At 39.6% G+C, this 17,413-nt stretch carries 14 protein-coding genes; 8 read left to right on the top strand and 6 right to left on the bottom strand.

Features of this window, described 5'->3' with window-relative positions:
• The 6 genes from ABN764_RS02515 to ABN764_RS02490 all read right to left on the bottom strand — a co-directional run.
• On the bottom strand, nucleotides 1–441 hold a 441-nt coding region (locus ABN764_RS02515), incomplete at its 3' end, for an HflX-like GTP-binding protein (RefSeq protein ID WP_446670808.1).
• Between the two features lie 556 nt (nucleotides 442–997).
• Nucleotides 998–1,144, bottom strand: coding sequence for a hypothetical protein (locus ABN764_RS02510; protein WP_161627385.1), 147 nt, complete (start codon nucleotides 1,142–1,144; stop codon nucleotides 998–1,000).
• Between the two features lie 30 nt (nucleotides 1,145–1,174).
• Nucleotides 1,175–1,810, bottom strand: coding sequence for a transglycosylase SLT domain-containing protein (locus ABN764_RS02505; protein ID WP_446670807.1), 636 nt, complete (start codon nucleotides 1,808–1,810; stop codon nucleotides 1,175–1,177).
• A 54-nt stretch (nucleotides 1,811–1,864) separates the two neighbouring features.
• The gene (locus ABN764_RS02500; protein WP_142542915.1) at nucleotides 1,865–2,242 is read right to left on the bottom strand and encodes a hypothetical protein; all 378 of its coding nucleotides are present in this window, start codon (nucleotides 2,240–2,242) and stop codon (nucleotides 1,865–1,867) included.
• A gap of 361 nt (nucleotides 2,243–2,603) precedes the next feature.
• Complete coding sequence (locus ABN764_RS02495; protein WP_446670806.1) at nucleotides 2,604–3,605, bottom strand: phage lytic cycle repressor MrpR family protein; 1,002 nt, start codon at nucleotides 3,603–3,605, stop codon at nucleotides 2,604–2,606.
• Nucleotides 3,606–3,610: 5 nt separating this feature from the next.
• Nucleotides 3,611–4,912 carry a DNA sulfur modification protein DndB gene (locus tag ABN764_RS02490; protein WP_446670805.1) on the bottom strand — a complete coding sequence of 434 codons (1,302 nt, stop codon included), beginning with the start codon at nucleotides 4,910–4,912 and terminating at the stop codon, nucleotides 3,611–3,613.
• A 406-nt stretch (nucleotides 4,913–5,318) separates the two neighbouring features.
• Between ABN764_RS02490 and ABN764_RS02485 the strand changes: the two genes are divergently transcribed.
• The 8 genes from ABN764_RS02485 (at nucleotide 5,319) to ABN764_RS02450 (ending at nucleotide 17,379) form a co-directional block, all read left to right on the top strand.
• Entirely contained in the window at nucleotides 5,319–8,105 is a 2,787-nt protein-coding gene (locus ABN764_RS02485) for an RNA dependent RNA polymerase (protein ID WP_446670804.1), read from the top strand.
• Nucleotides 8,105–8,902: a hypothetical protein gene (locus ABN764_RS02480; RefSeq protein WP_446670803.1), complete on the top strand. Its 798-nt coding sequence runs from the start codon at nucleotides 8,105–8,107 to the stop codon at nucleotides 8,900–8,902. Before ABN764_RS02485 ends, ABN764_RS02480 begins: the two co-directional genes overlap by 1 nt.
• Nucleotides 8,903–9,011: 109 nt before the next feature.
• Nucleotides 9,012–9,284 (top strand): HU family DNA-binding protein, encoded by a 273-nt coding sequence (locus ABN764_RS02475; RefSeq protein ID WP_021261376.1) that lies wholly within the window; start codon nucleotides 9,012–9,014, stop codon nucleotides 9,282–9,284.
• A gap of 21 nt (nucleotides 9,285–9,305) precedes the next feature.
• Nucleotides 9,306–10,022, top strand: coding sequence for a hypothetical protein (locus ABN764_RS02470; RefSeq protein WP_446670802.1), 717 nt, complete (start codon nucleotides 9,306–9,308; stop codon nucleotides 10,020–10,022).
• A gap of 48 nt (nucleotides 10,023–10,070) precedes the next feature.
• Nucleotides 10,071–10,838: a YomU family phage tail tube protein gene (locus ABN764_RS02465; protein WP_268623404.1), complete on the top strand. Its 768-nt coding sequence runs from the start codon at nucleotides 10,071–10,073 to the stop codon at nucleotides 10,836–10,838.
• Between the two features lie 96 nt (nucleotides 10,839–10,934).
• Entirely contained in the window at nucleotides 10,935–11,420 is a 486-nt protein-coding gene (locus ABN764_RS02460; RefSeq protein ID WP_251483184.1) for a YomO family phage-derived protein, read from the top strand.
• 72 nt (nucleotides 11,421–11,492) lie between these two features.
• Entirely contained in the window at nucleotides 11,493–11,903 is a 411-nt protein-coding gene (locus ABN764_RS02455) for a hypothetical protein (RefSeq protein ID WP_446670801.1), read from the top strand.
• Nucleotides 11,904–11,979: 76 nt separating this feature from the next.
• A complete protein-coding gene (locus ABN764_RS02450; protein WP_446670800.1) occupies nucleotides 11,980–17,379 on the top strand; it encodes a phage tail tape measure protein in 5,400 nt (1,799 codons plus the stop codon).
• The last annotated feature ends 34 nt before the right edge of the window (nucleotides 17,380–17,413 follow it).

The raw sequence follows: 17,413 nt of genomic DNA, 5'->3' as shown, positions 1-17,413 counted from the left end.
GGATAGACGAGGGAGCAGATATGATAATTGTGCCAGCTCCACCTGAATGATACCTTCTCTCGTTTTTGCTCGTTGTGCGAAAATATCAAGAATCAACTGCGTACGGTCTACAATCTTCACATCCAACGCTTGTTCCAGGTTGCGAACTTGAGCTCCTGACAGCTCTTGATCAAAAATAGCGGTCGTTGCACCCATCTCATCAATGACCGCCTTGAGTTCTTGTACCTTGCCTTTCCCTATGAACCATCTAGGATCACGGAATTCACGCTGCTGTGTCATCGTGGTCAACACCTCAACGCCAGCCGTTTCCGCCAGCTGCACCAGCTCGTCAAGCGAATATTGGGGATCAACCCCGCTCCGCTTGACATCATCTGTTATTAAAGTCACGAGCACCGCTCGATCGGGTATATTTTGATTCGTTTGGTGAGGCTCTTTTCGCATTCGCGTACATTCTCCTTATCGGTTCATCATCCATCGTTCCATTGATCTATGATCATTGACCATATACGTTGTTCAGTATACCTCATTTTCGCTCCCATTTTAAATGCTTTGGAGCAGGAACGAATGATAATAAACACGCTTTTTCATTGCCTATTTTGTTGCTTGCAATATTTCTCATCAAATCTTCCTTGCCTATATGCGATATGGTAATGAACTTGTCTAACATCTTTAAACATTCGACTCCAGAACATGACCTCTACCACTCTTTCAAATAGTTTTATCAAAATAATTACTCCTGATTTGTATATTTTTATTTTATTGTTTTTTCATTTCCCATATCGCATATGTAAGAAAACCTATTTTGTGATAATCATTTTTCATCTCAATTAATTTATCAATACTTTGCGTATCTAATATTTGATCTAAAATTCTCTTTTTGGATTGTTCTGCTATCGTATTCAGTATACATTCTAGCTCTTCTTCACTTAAGTAATCGATCAAGCATTTAAATAATAACTCACACATAATATCACCCTAGTTCCTATTTTTATTGTCTTTACATCCTATAATGCCTGTCAATCAATCGCTCAACTTCATCCAACAAATCAATTAATATCTCCTTAAATTCACCCATATCACTAAGTGTCAATTCTCCTCTGCAATAATCTTCAAGCAGTTCTAACAAAATACTTATATTAATCACGCCAAAACACCTCATTATTTATGTATATTTTTATTTTATTAAAGTCTTCAATAATGTCTCTCTATTTTTCTTAAGCTTTTTTATATATTGACTGTCTATTAATCCATGTTTTTTTATAAACTTTCTACTTCCGTAATTGCCCATATTGTACGACATATACATAACCAAATCTAAGTTGTCTCCAGCATACTCTCGTTTCCAATACTTTCGAGATTCCATGAGTTCCTCTAATCCGAGCATAATATTATGATATGGATTGAACACATCCACTTTTTTAATATCTATTTTTTTGGACAAACGTTTTATATTGGCGGAGTTTATCTGAACAAGCCCATAGTCAATGGTACCATTATCATTATAATAAATAAGTTCTGGATTGAAATTGCTTTCGGTTTTTATTAGAGCAAGAAAAGATAAATAATCGACGCCTTTTTCATTTGTCTTTTCCCAAATAAATTTCAAAATATCCGCTGACAACGGTACGGAGGATATATTGGGCTGCCTATGATTAATTTCATCGGTGTTATCTACATGAACGATTTGTTTATTCCCTACCCCACGATTAATGCGAGTTAAATAATCTTTGTACCCTAACCATATATCATGATGATATAAAACAATATATCCTGCGTAAAAAGCGATAATTACAACTTTTATTCCTTTCATCCATTCCTCCATAAAATAAATCATTACTGTAATCAAATTCTATTTACTACCTACTCAAAGATATAGCAAAAACTTCATGAACCTAATATCACATGGTTGCTTACTATGTATTTGGAAAATTCGTTCTGAATGATCAATATTCATTTTCCTTAACTTACTCTCATGCAGCGGTTCTTGAAATAGACGCTCAAGCGCTTTTTTTCGACTTTCATTCCAGTATTCATTAAACTCTGTTATCGAAAAATACATTGTACTCTTTATTTTTTGTTTTCGATACTCAAATACATACTTATTAATATCCTTCATATTCATCTCCGCACACTCATGTATGAGTCTCTCCTTCTCGCCATTGGTTGGGAATAAGAATGTAATCATTGCGATTAGTTCCGTTGCTTTTGCATCGATTTTCAGACTCTTCATTACGCGCTCCATGTTTTGTCTCCCCTTCTACGAAGTAAGCACATGATGTCGTTTGTGATCAAGTATTCATATATATTGCCCCCATATCAATTACTATCTTGTAACATCCACATGTTTCCTTCATTCAAGCAGCTTATGTATGTATTGTACGTCAATTTGGACCCATTTTTTTAAACAATTATTCTAATAGATTTATAAATATTTTATTTGTTTATTTTTGGTTTATAGACTTTTTTTAAAAATTTTTTTCTCTTCCCCACAATTACATAAGCATATTTCTGTATTATATAAATAAATATATACATATTTAATATGTTATGAATATACCATTTCTATGTTATTCTGTCAACAAAAAAGAAGAATAAGTTTCCACCTATTCTTCTTCGTACACTTGTATTATTTTTTCGATGCTAAGAAACTCTTTTTTCAACCGTGACACATTATAAAATTCAGAGCCTTTCAGCTTGGCTATATTAAATTTATGGCATACATAGTCAATTTCATTCTTCTCCAGCTTTCCATTCTCTTTGTATAGCTGATATGCTGAATACAACATGCCGGAATTACGGATATTTATCGCGGTTAACGTCGGCTGGCCAAACCATTCAGCAACATTTTTCAGTCTGCGAAGAACAAGATGCTTGTCTGCCCGTTCGTAGCTCTTCACATTTAAAATAGATGACCGAAATACAAAATCATTGTCAACAAGCTTTGAGGTAGGCGCCTTGATATTAGGACTCGGGTTGCCGTTATTTTTGTAATATTCCGATTCTTCTGCCGCCTTGATAAGCATAAGCATTAATTCTTCAGAAATTTGTACTTCACGGTGAGTAGTCCTGTCCTTCTCTTCATTAACGAGCTGTAATAATAAGTGATGTGGATCCAATTGAACTTTTTTTAGATTTAGCAGCTCCGAGTATCCGTGCCCCATAATTCCTTCAAATATGCCCCTAATCATCGCAGCGTCTTGAAAATTCACTAAGCCACCAGTTATATTCTCAATTTCCTCCAAGGTAAATAAGTTCTTCCTTGATACGTCGATGACATTTTTGTAGAATTCATCCCCTACTACTGCATCCAGAGGATTCATATTTGAAACCCGTAATCCTTGTTCAATCGACCATCGTATATAATTTTGAATGATAGATGAAGAGGACAACGCAGAAGCATAAGATGTAGGTGACAGAAATCTAAGAAGCTGGACGATCTCATGTAGATTGAAGTCATACAAATCTTTTGATACCTGATCCTCTAAATACTTTGCTCTCTTCAAAACACGCGAATATGCCAAACGGGTGTTTTCTGGATAATCCTTTAGAAACATATTTTTTATATTTTGATTGAACATTTCGTCGCTGTATATTCGATTCGACACATGCTTCACCCTTTTTGGAAATAATCGATCATCATATCCCTGTTTTTCTTGTGATTTGGACCTTTAGGGCTTTCAAAGATAGCTACTAGTCGTTCGTCTTTAAAATTGATAGCATCGACATATTTCTTTATCTCATTTAGACGCTTATTCTCATCCAAAAAGTTCTTGGCAATCTGAATGTATCCAGCAAACATTAGGGGATGATTCAAATAAGTGTACTTATATTTGTCCGGATTCGTAATAAATTCCTCTGTAAAATTACCTACTAAGTAAGTAAAAAAATGAATCAAATAATTCGAGCACTCTCTAGCCTCTAGCGTGGTGGTGGGCCGAAAAACATTGTCAATAGCATAACTTAAAATATCAAAAGTAGTCAATTGCCCCGCTAACTTGCTTACCTTCGCCGCAGAGGCAATTTTGCCCTTCAAATCTGATTTCTGCTGCAAATCTCTCACAACGATATCCGAATATTTTTCTTGCTTAAGCTCACGAAGCCTTTCGGGTTTTACTACGTTGATTGTGTTGATTTGTCCAAAGTACTTCTTTGCCTTCTCCGTATCATAAGAACGTATCGATAGAATGAGTTCCAGGTCAAGCTCTGGATTGATTTCCATTGCTCTTACCCCACCGGTCAAACGATGGAATCCATCCAAGATAGATATGACCGCTCCTTCATTGATGGTAAGCTCCATGTTCTTCGCATGATACTGCACAGGTTCGACTTCATCTGAGTACACATTAAGCGTGATCATGTCCGATAAATATGTCTCATCTATCATTTTACGTGAAATTTCTTCTACACTTCTTCTATTTACATCAGGAACGGGAACGACACCGTCACTTCCTCTTTTGAATTTGGCGCTACGTTGTGTTTCAAAATCGTATAGGATGAGTTGAGAGTGATACATTTTCACTAAATATGACAATTTAATTTTCGTAATATAATGCTCTAAATCAACCATTATGACATTTTGAATTTTTAATGGGAGAAATAAATTATTTTTATTAAAAACAAATTCATTTTTGCTTTTATGTGCGATTTGCAACTCGGTCTCCGTAAAATATTCAAAAGGAGATAGTTCCATGTTTTCTGTTTCTTTATATATACTTAAACAAAGTTGGCAAAGTTGAATATTGCTCAATTCTTCCAGTTCCATCATGCCTGTTGCAATGGATTGTAGCGTCCCGACGGGTATATTGAAAAAAAGGGTGTTCTCATTTATCCGATGCATTGATTTTCTGCTTTGCGCTATCCGTTGCATTTCTTCATATATGCGCTCCTCGAGCATAACTCTATCTTTCTTCATACCGTTCCACCTCATATGTATACTATGTAATACAATGTAATACAATTGTATCACACAACCGAGAAAATAAAAATAATACATCATTCCTACTTTTCTTAAAGTTATTATTCATTATGGATTACAGCAAGATCACTTATAACAATTCAACATCAATATTCATATTCAATATCATTCGCGATTTTTCTTTTGTTTATAAAGTAAAAATAATGATTGACTACTTTTTGTTAAAATGCTATATTGAACTCGTCAACAATTGATTTTTATTTGAATTTTGATAAGGAGGGTAAGGGAATTTGGACTATATAGACTGCATTAACGCAACTAGGCATAGTAAAAACCATTCGTCTTGATTTGTCGAAAATTTTTATAGCTATTTAATAAAGTAAAAATAATAAGGATTGATAATATGAAAAGCAAACAATTTTATGTCATGAAGTTCAAGTCTTCCCGTCTCAAAGAGTTCAAGTATTCAATTGAGAATTTGACTCTTGAGCAGGCAAAAGATTACGGGGAATTAATTGCACTATTCGATAATCAATTTCTTCGCACAATTCGCCGTATTACGAACCGAAACATAGACATGCGAAAACTTGAGAAGTTGTGTGCGGAACGGGATAATCTGAAGAAGCAGAAGAAATCATCTACGAACTCTTCGAGAATTGAGAAGCTCCAATCTGATATCGACAATATGATGTTTATACCTGAATATATTGCGATCGTAATGGAGCATCCCGCTCATTATAAATATTTGCATCAACACGGTCTCCAGCTTAATGGAAAAAGATACATACGATTATCCTGTTCGGCAGGTCAAGCGCGATCGTCTACAGTCGTGTTCTGTGAGGAACAAACCTGCGCAAAGCTGATATCAATATTGGACAATGGAAGAAATCTATCCAAGCCGCTGACGCCATCCAAGTACAATGCCTATCTAGGGTTATATGGCTCGGCTACTAAGGTTGTCAGCCCTCCCCGGTTCTGTGTTGTGCCGGACTACCACAGTCCTCAAGATGTGCAAGTTAACTATGTCACGGAAACAACGGGGACGGAAGACGATATGATTGATGTCCGAACCATTACAGAGTACTTCAATCGATTCGATGGACAAGGATTAATTAGTTATGATAAAGCGAAGCAATGGGCCGAAGAACTAAAATTGGACTACGTACCTTCTACCTGGTGTATACGCCAAAGCTTCATGAAGGGAATGCTCTGCACCTTCCCAATTCACGAATTTTGCGACAAGTACAATAACGGGAGCTATATAATCCAGACGTCCTATAAAAATGAAGACGGTAGTCCCAAGTTAGTGGATCTGCGGAACATCGATGTCATCTTAACGGAAAGTCAGTTCAAACTGTGGGACTCCTTCGATAGTTCAGAAATATATGAAGAGAATTGCCGTAAAAATGAGCTGCATTGGGGAGTGTCCCTGTTCAGTCCGAAACAAGATAACGATATCTTGAAACTGAACTACCAATTTCTCCAAACGTTGAATCTAGATCGTACCGACATTGAAGACGTATGCCGTAAATTTGTAGATTGGATTAGCGGCGTGACTCTCGATAACATCTACTATACACTGCTTTTCTTGCTTGGCCGCAACGCTCATGCTGATAAGATCGCGGATTTTTTGCAAAATAGCGAAAATTATTGGGTCAAGAGCTTAATCATGAACCATGATTTGATCAAAGACCCTTACATACAGAAGAAAATCTACGATTTGATAAAAACACGAATTAATCAAGGTGCTTTAGGCCAAATCATCGTAGACGGCAACTTTCAAACCATTATTAGCGATCCCTTTGCCTTCATGCAGCATGCATGCGGCTTGCCTGTTACCGGATTGCTCGGACGTAAGCAATATTACTCTCATTATTGGAATCAGAAAAACGTCAACATTGTAAATTCGATGCGTGCTCCCCTCACCTATCGAAGCGAGCACGTCAAGCTGAACCTCATCCAAAACGAGATGACTTCATATTGGTACCGCTATTGTTACAGCGGAATTATTGTTAACGTTTTCGGCGAAGAAACAATGAAATGGGCAGGATCCGATTTCGACTATGATATTTTAGCGACTACATCGGATGCAACAATCATCAAAGGCATATATGAATCCGAGCTGCCTGTAGCTTATGAAGCACCGAAGCCGCAAGCAAAGCAAATATCGGAGGAGGATTTGTACCAAGCGGATCTATTCGCGTTCGGCTCTATCATCGGTTCGATAACAAACAAAAGTACGTCCGCCTATGCCCTACTGCCTATGTTCGATCCGGAGAGCACAGAACACCACACTTTATTAAATCGGTTAAAAATGTGTACGAAGCTGCAGTCAGCTCAAATCGACAAGGCCAAAATCGGAAGGAACGTTAAGGGCATACCTGAACATTGGACACAGTACAATCGAATACAAGAACATGATCCAAAGGAAACCGCAAGCGTCAAGCAATTCCATAATTCTATATTGCTAAATAAATATCCTTATTTCTTTATTTACTTGTACAAAGATACGAAAAATAAGTATGCCCAGCATGTAAACGGCTATGAGCTGTCATGCCAGCAAAAATTCGGTATTGAGCTTCAGCAGTTAATAGAGAAAGAAAATAAAACTGAGGACGAAAGAGCATTCGTAAATAAGTATAAAGAATTCATGCCAGTTATCGACAGCGATTGCGTCATGAATATGCTGTGCAAACATATTGAAGCTGTCCATTCACAAATTAAAACTAAACATAATGATAATAAATTAAAGAAATTCGATTATCAGGTGTATCTTGCCCCCAACGTGGAGGAACATGACAAAACCTATCTTGCCGTTAAGCGAGAAATGGCCAACTACAATAAACTTGTCAAGGAGATGGGCAATATAGGTGCACTACCGAATCATTACGGTGCCAAATATATCGAAGATATCGGAACACAAATCAATAACCGCTATGAATTGCTTAAGAACAGAATGAACCGGGTGTGTTCGAATGAGAGTGAACACGTCAATTATTTAATCAGGCTTTTTTATGAAGAAAAGAAGAATTCCAATAAGGACGTACTATGGAATACTTACGGAGATGTGATTTTTGAGAATGTTAAGCATAACAGAGCCGACTCTCCAATCCTGTTCCCTAGCCCGTCTCCATCTGGAGACATTAAATATTTGAATAAAACTTATTCCTTAAAGCAGGTGACCTTATAATGAATTATAAATATGATGAAGAAGCCTATGCCAAGTATCTCCTGGAGCATGGATTCATGACCAACTCGCATAATTACGAATTGAAAATTCTTGTGAAATATTTGAAATACTTAGGCTTCAAACCGAAAGAACGCAAGCAATGGCTGCTTGATTTCTGTGAGAAGCATATGGAAGGCTACGACTATGTGAAGCACTATAAATTGATTAACTCCGTGCTTGCTTATGGAAGCAAAAAGACGAATCAATTGATTGTTATTAAAAGCATGGATGTCACCGAGGATGAAATGGACTTTATCGGCAATACCGGACTTGATGAGTCTCATCAAAAAGTGCTGCTATCCCTGCTTGTCCTGCATAAAGTAAAGGTCGAGATTTGCAGAATTTGCTTCGATAAGGACAGCATTCAGAACCACTTTGGAGGCACGAAAAAAGCCTACCGGGAGCTAGCCGAAACAGCAGGCCTATCCTCCAAACAAAAAATTAACGCCATCATTAATGAATGTTCCAATACTGGCCTGCTGACCGTCCTTGATCGAGGTAAAATACAGCTTTCCTTCCTTGATTTGATTGGAACTCGATCGGCAAATACCGTATTGACTGTTAACAGCTTCGATAATATCGGCGATTATCTAGATTACTATAATGGAAGCAAGCGAATCGGGACATGCCACAATTGCGGCAAACTCATTCGACTGACTTCTAACCGTATGAAACACTGTAAAGCATGCGCCTTAGAATTAGAACGGCTGCAAACGAGGGCCCGAGTAGAAAAATTCAGACAACCGCGGAATGCGTAACGATTTAGAAATGACCAAAAATCCTTTATTTTTACTAGCTTTTTCATAACGTGCATATCGTTTTATATTATGATATTAAACTAAAAATAAGCATTATGGAGGTGATAATATGAACAAGCGTCAATTGATTTCATTAGTAGCAGAACATACAGGCTACAAGAAAAAAGAAGTCGAGGCTATCATCACATCATCATTAGATCATATCATTTCAAGTTTGGCATCTAATGATGATGTGAGCATTACGAACTTCGGCAAATTTTCGGTCAAGAATCGCGCGGAACGCACCGCTCGCAATCCCAAAACGGGAGCGACGGTCAAGGTCTCCGCCAAGCGAGTACCGGCCTTCACATTTGCCACTGCCGTTAAGCAAGCAGTTCAATAACAGATTCCTTAGGTGGCCGTTATGGTGATTGATCGTCTACAAGCATTCCTTGGCTATCCGTACATAACGGATACCGGAATTAAGCTTTACTCGCCTACAATTGCAGAGATTGCCGACATGGGCTACTTGGATTATATGATCCATCTGCAATTGAGCCTGTTCGACAAGAGCAAAATCTTGCTCGAGCTGTTTCGAATCAACTTCGAAAAATATGAATCATTGAAGGATGAAAACGATTATGATGTTCTCATCCAGAATCAAGCCATTCGCGATTACATTGCGAAGTCCTTATCGGTGTTCGTGAAGGATACTGTAGAATTTGATGAGAACAGACTTGCTTTTTATGTTGGCGAAGTTGAATTTATTAATAAAAATAATTATACAAAAATAAGTTCAGCGATTCAGGAGCTCAATGCGATCGTAGATGCCGCTAATCCGAATCCGAAGTTCAAAAACGGTAAGGCAAAGGAAATTCTCGACAAGCTGAATCATTACCGCAACCAGCATAAGCAGAAGGACAGTCTGGATCTTAAGGATATTCTGTCGATCCTGTGCGCAGCCGACGGCAATGGCATCAACGTGTTCAATGTTCATCAGCTTACCATCTATCAAGCGTATGAGCATTTTGAACGTACGATAGTAAAAGACAAATACCAAAGACTTCTTCCAGTCTGGGCAAACGGCTATTTGCAAGAAAATGCGCAGTTGCCCGAATGGATAAGCAAAACCAAATTTTAAAATACACAAACTACTACATTACAGTGTTGATATGGAGGAAATATTACTATGGCATTTAATCTTGGTCGTTACGGTTCCCGCGATGTTTTGAATCTTCAATTTTTCGATGCAGCTACGAACGCTCCGCTTATGACGATGGACTATGCGAAAACAAGCTCGCAAGAAATTCAATCGACTCGCGTCTATGCAATGGGTGCAGGCTCCCGCCGAATCGCTTGGGACGGCGAGAAAACAGCGACGCTTAAAGTGGATACGCAAATCTTCTCGATGGAACACCTTGCGATGCTTGCGGGCGAGGACATCAAAGAAGCCGCGCAAAACATTTACCGCACGGAAATCGCCAAAGTCGAAGATGACGGCTCCAATGGAATGATTGTGAATCTGCAGAAGGCTCCGGTTGGCGACATCGTCATCTATCCGTTCGTGAACGGCGTTGCCGTGAAGCAGAACCAAAAAGGCGCCGCAACCGGCAGAGTCGTGAAGTTGGATGCTTCTGCTACCGTTAAAATCGGTGACGAGGTCGAAGTATTCTATCAATCCGAAGTGAAATCCGCCCACAAGCTGTCCTTCACGGCGAAAAGCTTCCCGAAATACGTGAAGCTTGTCGGCGACACAATTTTCATGGACGAGGTGTCCACAGAAGCAGCAGCCGTGCAAACGGTATTCTATAAAGCGAAGCTGCAGCCTAACTTCACGCTCAGCTCCGGTTCCGAAGGAGATCCAACGACATTGAGCCTTGTCTTCGATCTGTTCCCACAAAAAATTAACGGAGAAGACACGATTGCGGACATGATCGTCTACGACTCCAAAGAATAATAATATTTGATGCATTGAGCGATTAGGAGAGGGCCTGTCCCTCCCCTAATCCTTCTCATGATACGAAACCATATCTTACATAAGGAGTGATTTGGCATGGCTAAAAAATTGACAGTCACAGGTCTGAAAAAAGCGGAATCCAAGTTTAATGAACGTAAAAAAATTATGGTTCACGATAATGAATATGAGGTCACTATTCATACGGTATTCAGAGAATCTCTTATTGAGAAGACTGTATTCGCCTACTTAACACTGCTCCATGATCTGAAGTCAAGATCGGAAGTCGACGATGAATTGATTCGGGGAACATTGGCACTTCTCTACACCTTGATTTTGCGGGAATTCTCGAACCTGCCGATCCCGAAGGAAAATCAAATCGAGGAATTGGTAACGGTATCGAAGTCCCTGCTCGACACCGGAATTATGAAAGAAGTATTCGATGCGTATCCAAAGGAAGAGCTTGCTAAGATAGACAAGAAGCTAACAGATGTTAGCAATAATATGGGCAGCATGATTGGGGAGATGGCCATTTCCTCCACTCTGCAAGATAGCAAGGCGGACGAATCAGAAGCTGCATTATAACGTAAACCTTCATATAGCATTGATAAGATGTTCACTCCCCTTCCCAATCATATCTTTTAAAAGGAGTTCTGCATGAAGCTATTTAAATACGAACTAGAGCCTTTTATTCAATTTCTCCATCGATTGCAGCTTGAACGGGAGCACAGTAGAATGCGCACCCGGTTTAAGAAGCTGCTTATGGAGCAATACCAACAGTTTACAGCGGATCTGAACGAAATCAACCAGTATTACCTTACAAGAGACGATGATGGCAATCCCCTATTGATCGATGATAAATATCAATTCTCTGACAATGACCAGCGCATTCAGGAGATTGAACAATTAGCTCGTGAAGAAGTCATCATCGAACAGAACGATAGCAATGCAACAATGCTCCAATCCATTCGGGAATCGGTTCTGCACCGTTCCCCTCTGGAATATGCCGGCGACGAAGCCGATCATTACGATCGCTTCTGCGAGATCGTGGAACAAATTCATGCGTAGGCAATAACACAACCAGCATCTCACAGGATGCTGGTTGTGTTATTTCTTAACGAACAAAAAGGAGGGATCATATATCGTGAACACTGCCGACTTAATAAGAGCATTGGGAAGACATCAATTAAATATGAATGTTAATCTCAACTTCAATATTCAATCCATTTTCCAAATCTTCGACCAAATAGAAGAACAAGCAGATAAATCGAGTGATAAATTAAAAGCTGCTTTCTCCAAAACGTTAACCTGGTTGTCCTCAACTACGACTGCGGCGTTGAAAAACACCATCTCCACCATCGAGCAAGTTGATAAAAAAATGAGCCAATTGAAAAAGGTAATGAGCACCGATACCAACTTTAATCGAATGCTCACTGAGTCAATCAAAACAGCGAAACAGTACGGCAGTACATTGAACGACGTATTGGATACTACCAAGGAGTTTGCACGCAAAGGGTTCGACGGGAATCAGTCAACGAAAATCACCAGGACGGCCATGCTTGCCCAGAACGTGACCGATCTTTCTTCGGAAGAAGCAATCACAACAATAACCGGCGCAATGGAAAACTTCAATATCGAAGCAAGTAAAAGCACCCACATTCTGGATGCATTAAATGAAGTCAACAATAAATTCTCTTATTCTACGAAGGATCTCGGTCTTGCCATGAATCAAGCTGGAGCAAACGCCAACAAATATGGCGTAAGCATGGAACAATTGCTTGGGCATGCAACTGCGATCGGAGCTGTTACTCAAGAATCGGGAGATAGCATCGGCAAGGCATTAAGTACGATTTATGCACAGGCAAATAACAAAGCTTCAGCCGAAGACCTAAGCGATGTCGGCGTATCCATTCGGGATCAAGTAACGGGAGAATTGAAAACCGCCTCTGATATTTTGGATCAGCTGGCGAATAAATGGAGCTCTCTCTCCCCTGGGAAACAATTTGACATTGCCAAATCATTGGGCGGAGATCAAATCAAGCCGTTTATTGCACTCATGTCAAACTACCAAATGGCCGTTGGTGCTACGGAGACCGCGTTGAATAGTCAAGGATCAGCCATGCGCGACAATGAAACGCACATGGATTCCCTTGAAGGACGAATCAATCGCATGCAAACTGCATGGCAAGAGCTTGCCCTCACCATGGGAGATGCCTTCTTGACAGATTCTCTTATCGGTTTGATTAATGCCGCTACTTCAGCAGGTACAAGCATATCCTGGTTAACCGAGCATTTCGGAACACTCCCTGTTGTGATATTTGCAGTAACTACGACACTGACCGTGCTTAATCTCGCTTTTAAATCTCTCATTATAGAAAATGCAAAAGCAGTTGCGGCGATGTTCGGCATTGTCCCCGCTGCAAACGCGGCATCAGCAGGCGTTGGCAGACTAGCCGCAGTAGCAAACGTATTAAAAGTAGGGTTAAAGGGACTTCTCATTTCGAGCGGTATTGGAATAGCATTTGCTGCAATTGGCTGGGTAGCAGAAAAGGTTATTGGCCTCTTTGGCGACACCAAAACCGAAATGGAAAGCGTAACCGAAACTTCGGATAAAATGATCCAGTCCATTTCCGATCAAAAAAATCTTGAAAAGTTAGCGCAAGGCTATGAGCAGCTTGCAAAAAAACAAAGCTTGACAACCGAAGAAAGAATGAAATTGTCAAGTCTCGAAAGTGAGCTCCAGTCTAAATATGGACTTACCTTAAACGCGTTAGATGGCAGCAATTCTGCTTATCAAGAGAATATTGAGTTTATAAAAATGAAGCTCTCTCTCTTAAAAGAAGAGACAGAAGCTTTGAAAGAAAAAGCAACCCTGGAATATAGAAGTAATCAAACAGAAATAGATTCAGAAATTGAGAAACAACTCGATAAAGTAGGAAAAGCTCGAGAGAAACAAACCGAGGCGCAAAGAACTTACCTCGATTTCCAAAAACAAAAGAATAGTCTTCCCAAGGAAGAGCTTGAGAAATACGGTACAGAAGCATATCTAAAGGATATGGGCGAAGGGCTTGCCCAGAAATTAAAAGAAGCCAATGAGGAACTTAGCAAAGAGAATAATGCCTTAAGCTCAGCTGTAGCAAAAAAAAGAGAGGCTCTAGCCAATGAATTTGCAACTTACCTTGACGAAATAGAAGCAAACGGAACTAAAGTCAGTGAGTCTACCCGAGGACTGTTCAATGTTTTTGCAGAGATTGCCGCAAATTCGAAAGAAGATATTTCACCAATACAATTTGATCAACTCTTTAGTACTTTTAAAAACTCCGATATTCAGACGGTGGATGACTTCAGAGCAGCTATTGAAAAAACATTTCCATCTATAAATTTTACAGATGATCTGTTAAATAAAATCAAGGTATCTCTCGCACAGATGCGAATGAATCCGGAATTACTTAATGATCTGGATAAGCTTAAAGAAAAAGCATCAAGCAATCCCTTCAAAACAGCATATAATGGATATTCTTCTGAGATTAAGAAACTAAATCTAACGATTAATGATCTGACAAATTCCCAGACATTATCTGCAGAACAAGTAGCAGAATTAATAAGCACTTATCCTGAACTAACAGACAAAATAATCAAAAATGCTAATGGTTACACAATTGAGAAGAAAGAACTTCAAGAATTGCAACAGGAACGAATCGATAAAGCAATTACTAGTATGGAGAGTGAATATAACGAGTCTGTCACTACGTTAAATAATACTTTAGCTCGTATAGGTTCGTATGGTGCCGAGTTGAGTACTATTACAAGCGTGAGTGAAGCCCGCAAAAAACTAGAGCAAGCAAAAAAAAAGAAAGACGACTGGGAAAAACTATATAACAATATGCCTTCTTCCTTTCATTTAGACCCATCTGTAATTAGGCATACCAACGAACTAAATGATGTACACGATACTCTTCAAAATTTTGTAGTTGACGCAGATAAACAAAAAGACTTTGTGAAGGGTTTATTTAATCAATTAAGCAATTCAAATACACGTTCATCTTCAAAATCATCATCTACTTCTCCGTCCAGTACTTCCTCTGGAAAGGATAGTCAGGAAAAAGAAGAAACCTTTACATCCAGCATTAAATTCAACAAAGAGGAGGAGGCCGTCAATAAGGTCAACACCTCCTTGGAAACGAACCAGCGGCAAATCGATGAGGCGATCTCATCGGGGAAAAGCTACAATCAGCATTTAACCAAACGCATCTCCTTATATAACGACCTGCTTACCGTGCTGAACAACCTACGCAAAGTTCAAAATGATGAGAAGTTTGCATTGAAGCAAAAGCTGGCCGCACATGGACTCGTTGACAAAAACGGCGAGGTTGTAGCAGATGTCGGGGGCAAGCTTGAGAAAATCGCAAAAGATAAAAAGAACGCTGAATTCGCCAAGAAGCTAGAACAGGATGTTGAGGATTATATCTCTGTCACCAATTCTTTAAATGAAACGAGATCCAAAATCGATCAAGCGGTCATGAGTTTGTCGGAGGGCTACAGCAAGAAATGGGAGGCCAATCAGAACAAGCACAAGAAGAAGCAGGATGACATCAAGCATAACATCGCCATGCTGGGTGAGATCGATACTCCGGAAGAGAAGAAAAAGTATGCCCAGTATGTTGAGTCAGGCTATCAGGATTCGCTCCAAGAGCGCCGTGAGCTCAATAATGAAATATACACCGCTCAACGTACTTTGAACAATCCCCAAAACACAGCAGAGCAAAAGCGCGCCGCTGCAGTTTATCTAGAAAGCCTCACGGGATTGATGAAGGGAAAAGATGAGGAACTCGTTAAGCAAGCGGAAGATACCGGTAAAGCGCAGGCTGAGGCGATGGTCGCTGGATATGAGCAAAACATCGAAGAGCTAAAGCAGAAGAAAGAACTGCTTGGTAACCTGGATACGGAAGAAAAGAAAAAAAGTGCGATTGAAATCGATAAGCAAATTGCCGAGCAGTATGTCCAAATGAATCTCAACATCAATACGCAATTAATCGAGCTCGAACGAAAATTGGGCACTGATCTGGGTCCCGCTGAAAAAGCAAGAATACAATTCAAGCTCCAACTCCTGCAAAAATACCATCAGGATGCCCGCAAGCAAATCGTAGACTTTCATGACGCCGAGGTTAGAACAAAATCCGAGCAGGCCGATAAGATCATTGATAATCTGAAAAAATTGTATCAGAAAGAAAAAGAACTTAAAGAACAGGCCGTCGAGGAAGAGATCAGAAAAGAAAATGAACGTTACGAAAAACGCACGAAGCTGCTGGACAAAGATCTCAAAAACTATGAGAAATATATCAATGCTCAGTTAAAATCCTTTGATCGGGCGAATGCGGAAGATGACTATGAGGAGCAGCTCAAAAAGCTGATTCAGGAAAGACAATTGCTGCAGGACAAGCTCAATGTGCTTGCAATGGACAGCTCGTTCGAAGCAAAGGTCAAGCGAAAAAACATTCAGGAGCAACTGGACGCGAAAAACGAGGAAATCTCGAAATATAAGCTGGATCATGAGCGTGAGCAGCGCAAAAACAGCTTGCAGGATCAACTCGAGGATCGACGAGAAATCATTGAGAAGCAAAAGGAAGTAGAAGAAGAAACACACAAAATAGAGCTTGAGAAGCTGGATAAAAAAAAGAAAGAGTATGATCAGTATTATAAAGGGCTTCTCGAGGATGAGGTAGGATTTCATAATTTGAAGGTCATACTGATGGGCAATGATACGGTTAAGATGAATGAAGAGCTCAGTAAAATTCGAGAATCTTATAACATATTCTTTAATTATCTCACTACTCAGAGTAAAACAATCGGTGAGAAAATGTTCGAAAATCTTAATAATTCCTTTAAACAAGATTTCAATGATTTTAACAAATTCACCAATCACGATAGCAAATCTAGTAGCGGCGCCCCTTCAACCAGTAACGGGAATTCGGGACAAAGCGGCGGCAGCTCCGATCAAAGTCAGCAGCTCAGGGATTGGAATCAATATTTGGACAATAAAAAAGAGGCGGAAGCACTCGCTCAGAAGGTAATTAAGAATAAAAATGATCCCAATATTAAAACTTGGAAGCAGGATATCGATAAACTTCGCAAAGCGAATGATATATTACGTGCCAAGCATCATTTTCTCGACGGTTCCTTTAAAGAGCTAGAGAACAAAAAACCACCATTTTCAGCTGAATCAGGCGGCATAACACCGCAGTTCTCTGGACCGAAGTGGCTCCTCGCCCATGAAAAAGAAATTGTTCTCAATAAATCGGATACCTCCAACATGCTGAAGATCGTGGACATGACACGCAATATCGTCGGATCGATGAAGGCATGGAAACCCGATGCTTTCTCTTTGAAGATGCCGAATCAAGGTGCCAGCATGAACTCCAGCAGTAGCAGCAGCATTAACATCAGCAAGGTCGAGATTAACGCTAACGACAGAGATACGGGTGAGAGCCTGCTGGACAAATTCAAGTCCGCACTCAATACAAGCCTGCGTCATCGTACTATATAACATATCTTTCTCTCCCCTACTTTTAACAATGAAA

The sequence above is a fragment of the Paenibacillus wuxiensis genome (genome assembly GCF_040195695.1).
In the GTDB taxonomy this organism is placed as follows: domain Bacteria; phylum Bacillota; class Bacilli; order Paenibacillales; family Paenibacillaceae; genus Paenibacillus_B; species Paenibacillus_B suaedae.
The sequence above is the reverse complement of the archived record's forward strand: the minus strand, read 5'-3'. Positions and strand labels throughout refer to the sequence as shown.

Coding starts and splice junctions, on each gene's coding strand:
- ABN764_RS02505 (WP_446670807.1), bottom strand. CDS start 1,810: ATGAAAGGAATAAAAGTTGTAATTATCGCTTTTTACGCAGGATATATT.
- ABN764_RS02500 (WP_142542915.1), bottom strand. CDS start 2,242: ATGGAGCGCGTAATGAAGAGTCTGAAAATCGATGCAAAAGCAACGGAA.
- ABN764_RS02490 (WP_446670805.1), bottom strand. CDS start 4,912: ATGAAGAAAGATAGAGTTATGCTCGAGGAGCGCATATATGAAGAAATG.
- ABN764_RS02485 (WP_446670804.1), top strand. CDS start 5,319: ATGAAAAGCAAACAATTTTATGTCATGAAGTTCAAGTCTTCCCGTCTC.
- ABN764_RS02480 (WP_446670803.1), top strand. CDS start 8,105: ATGAATTATAAATATGATGAAGAAGCCTATGCCAAGTATCTCCTGGAG.
- ABN764_RS02475 (WP_021261376.1), top strand. CDS start 9,012: ATGAACAAGCGTCAATTGATTTCATTAGTAGCAGAACATACAGGCTAC.
- ABN764_RS02470 (WP_446670802.1), top strand. CDS start 9,306: ATGGTGATTGATCGTCTACAAGCATTCCTTGGCTATCCGTACATAACG.
- ABN764_RS02465 (WP_268623404.1), top strand. CDS start 10,071: ATGGCATTTAATCTTGGTCGTTACGGTTCCCGCGATGTTTTGAATCTT.
- ABN764_RS02460 (WP_251483184.1), top strand. CDS start 10,935: ATGGCTAAAAAATTGACAGTCACAGGTCTGAAAAAAGCGGAATCCAAG.
- ABN764_RS02455 (WP_446670801.1), top strand. CDS start 11,493: ATGAAGCTATTTAAATACGAACTAGAGCCTTTTATTCAATTTCTCCAT.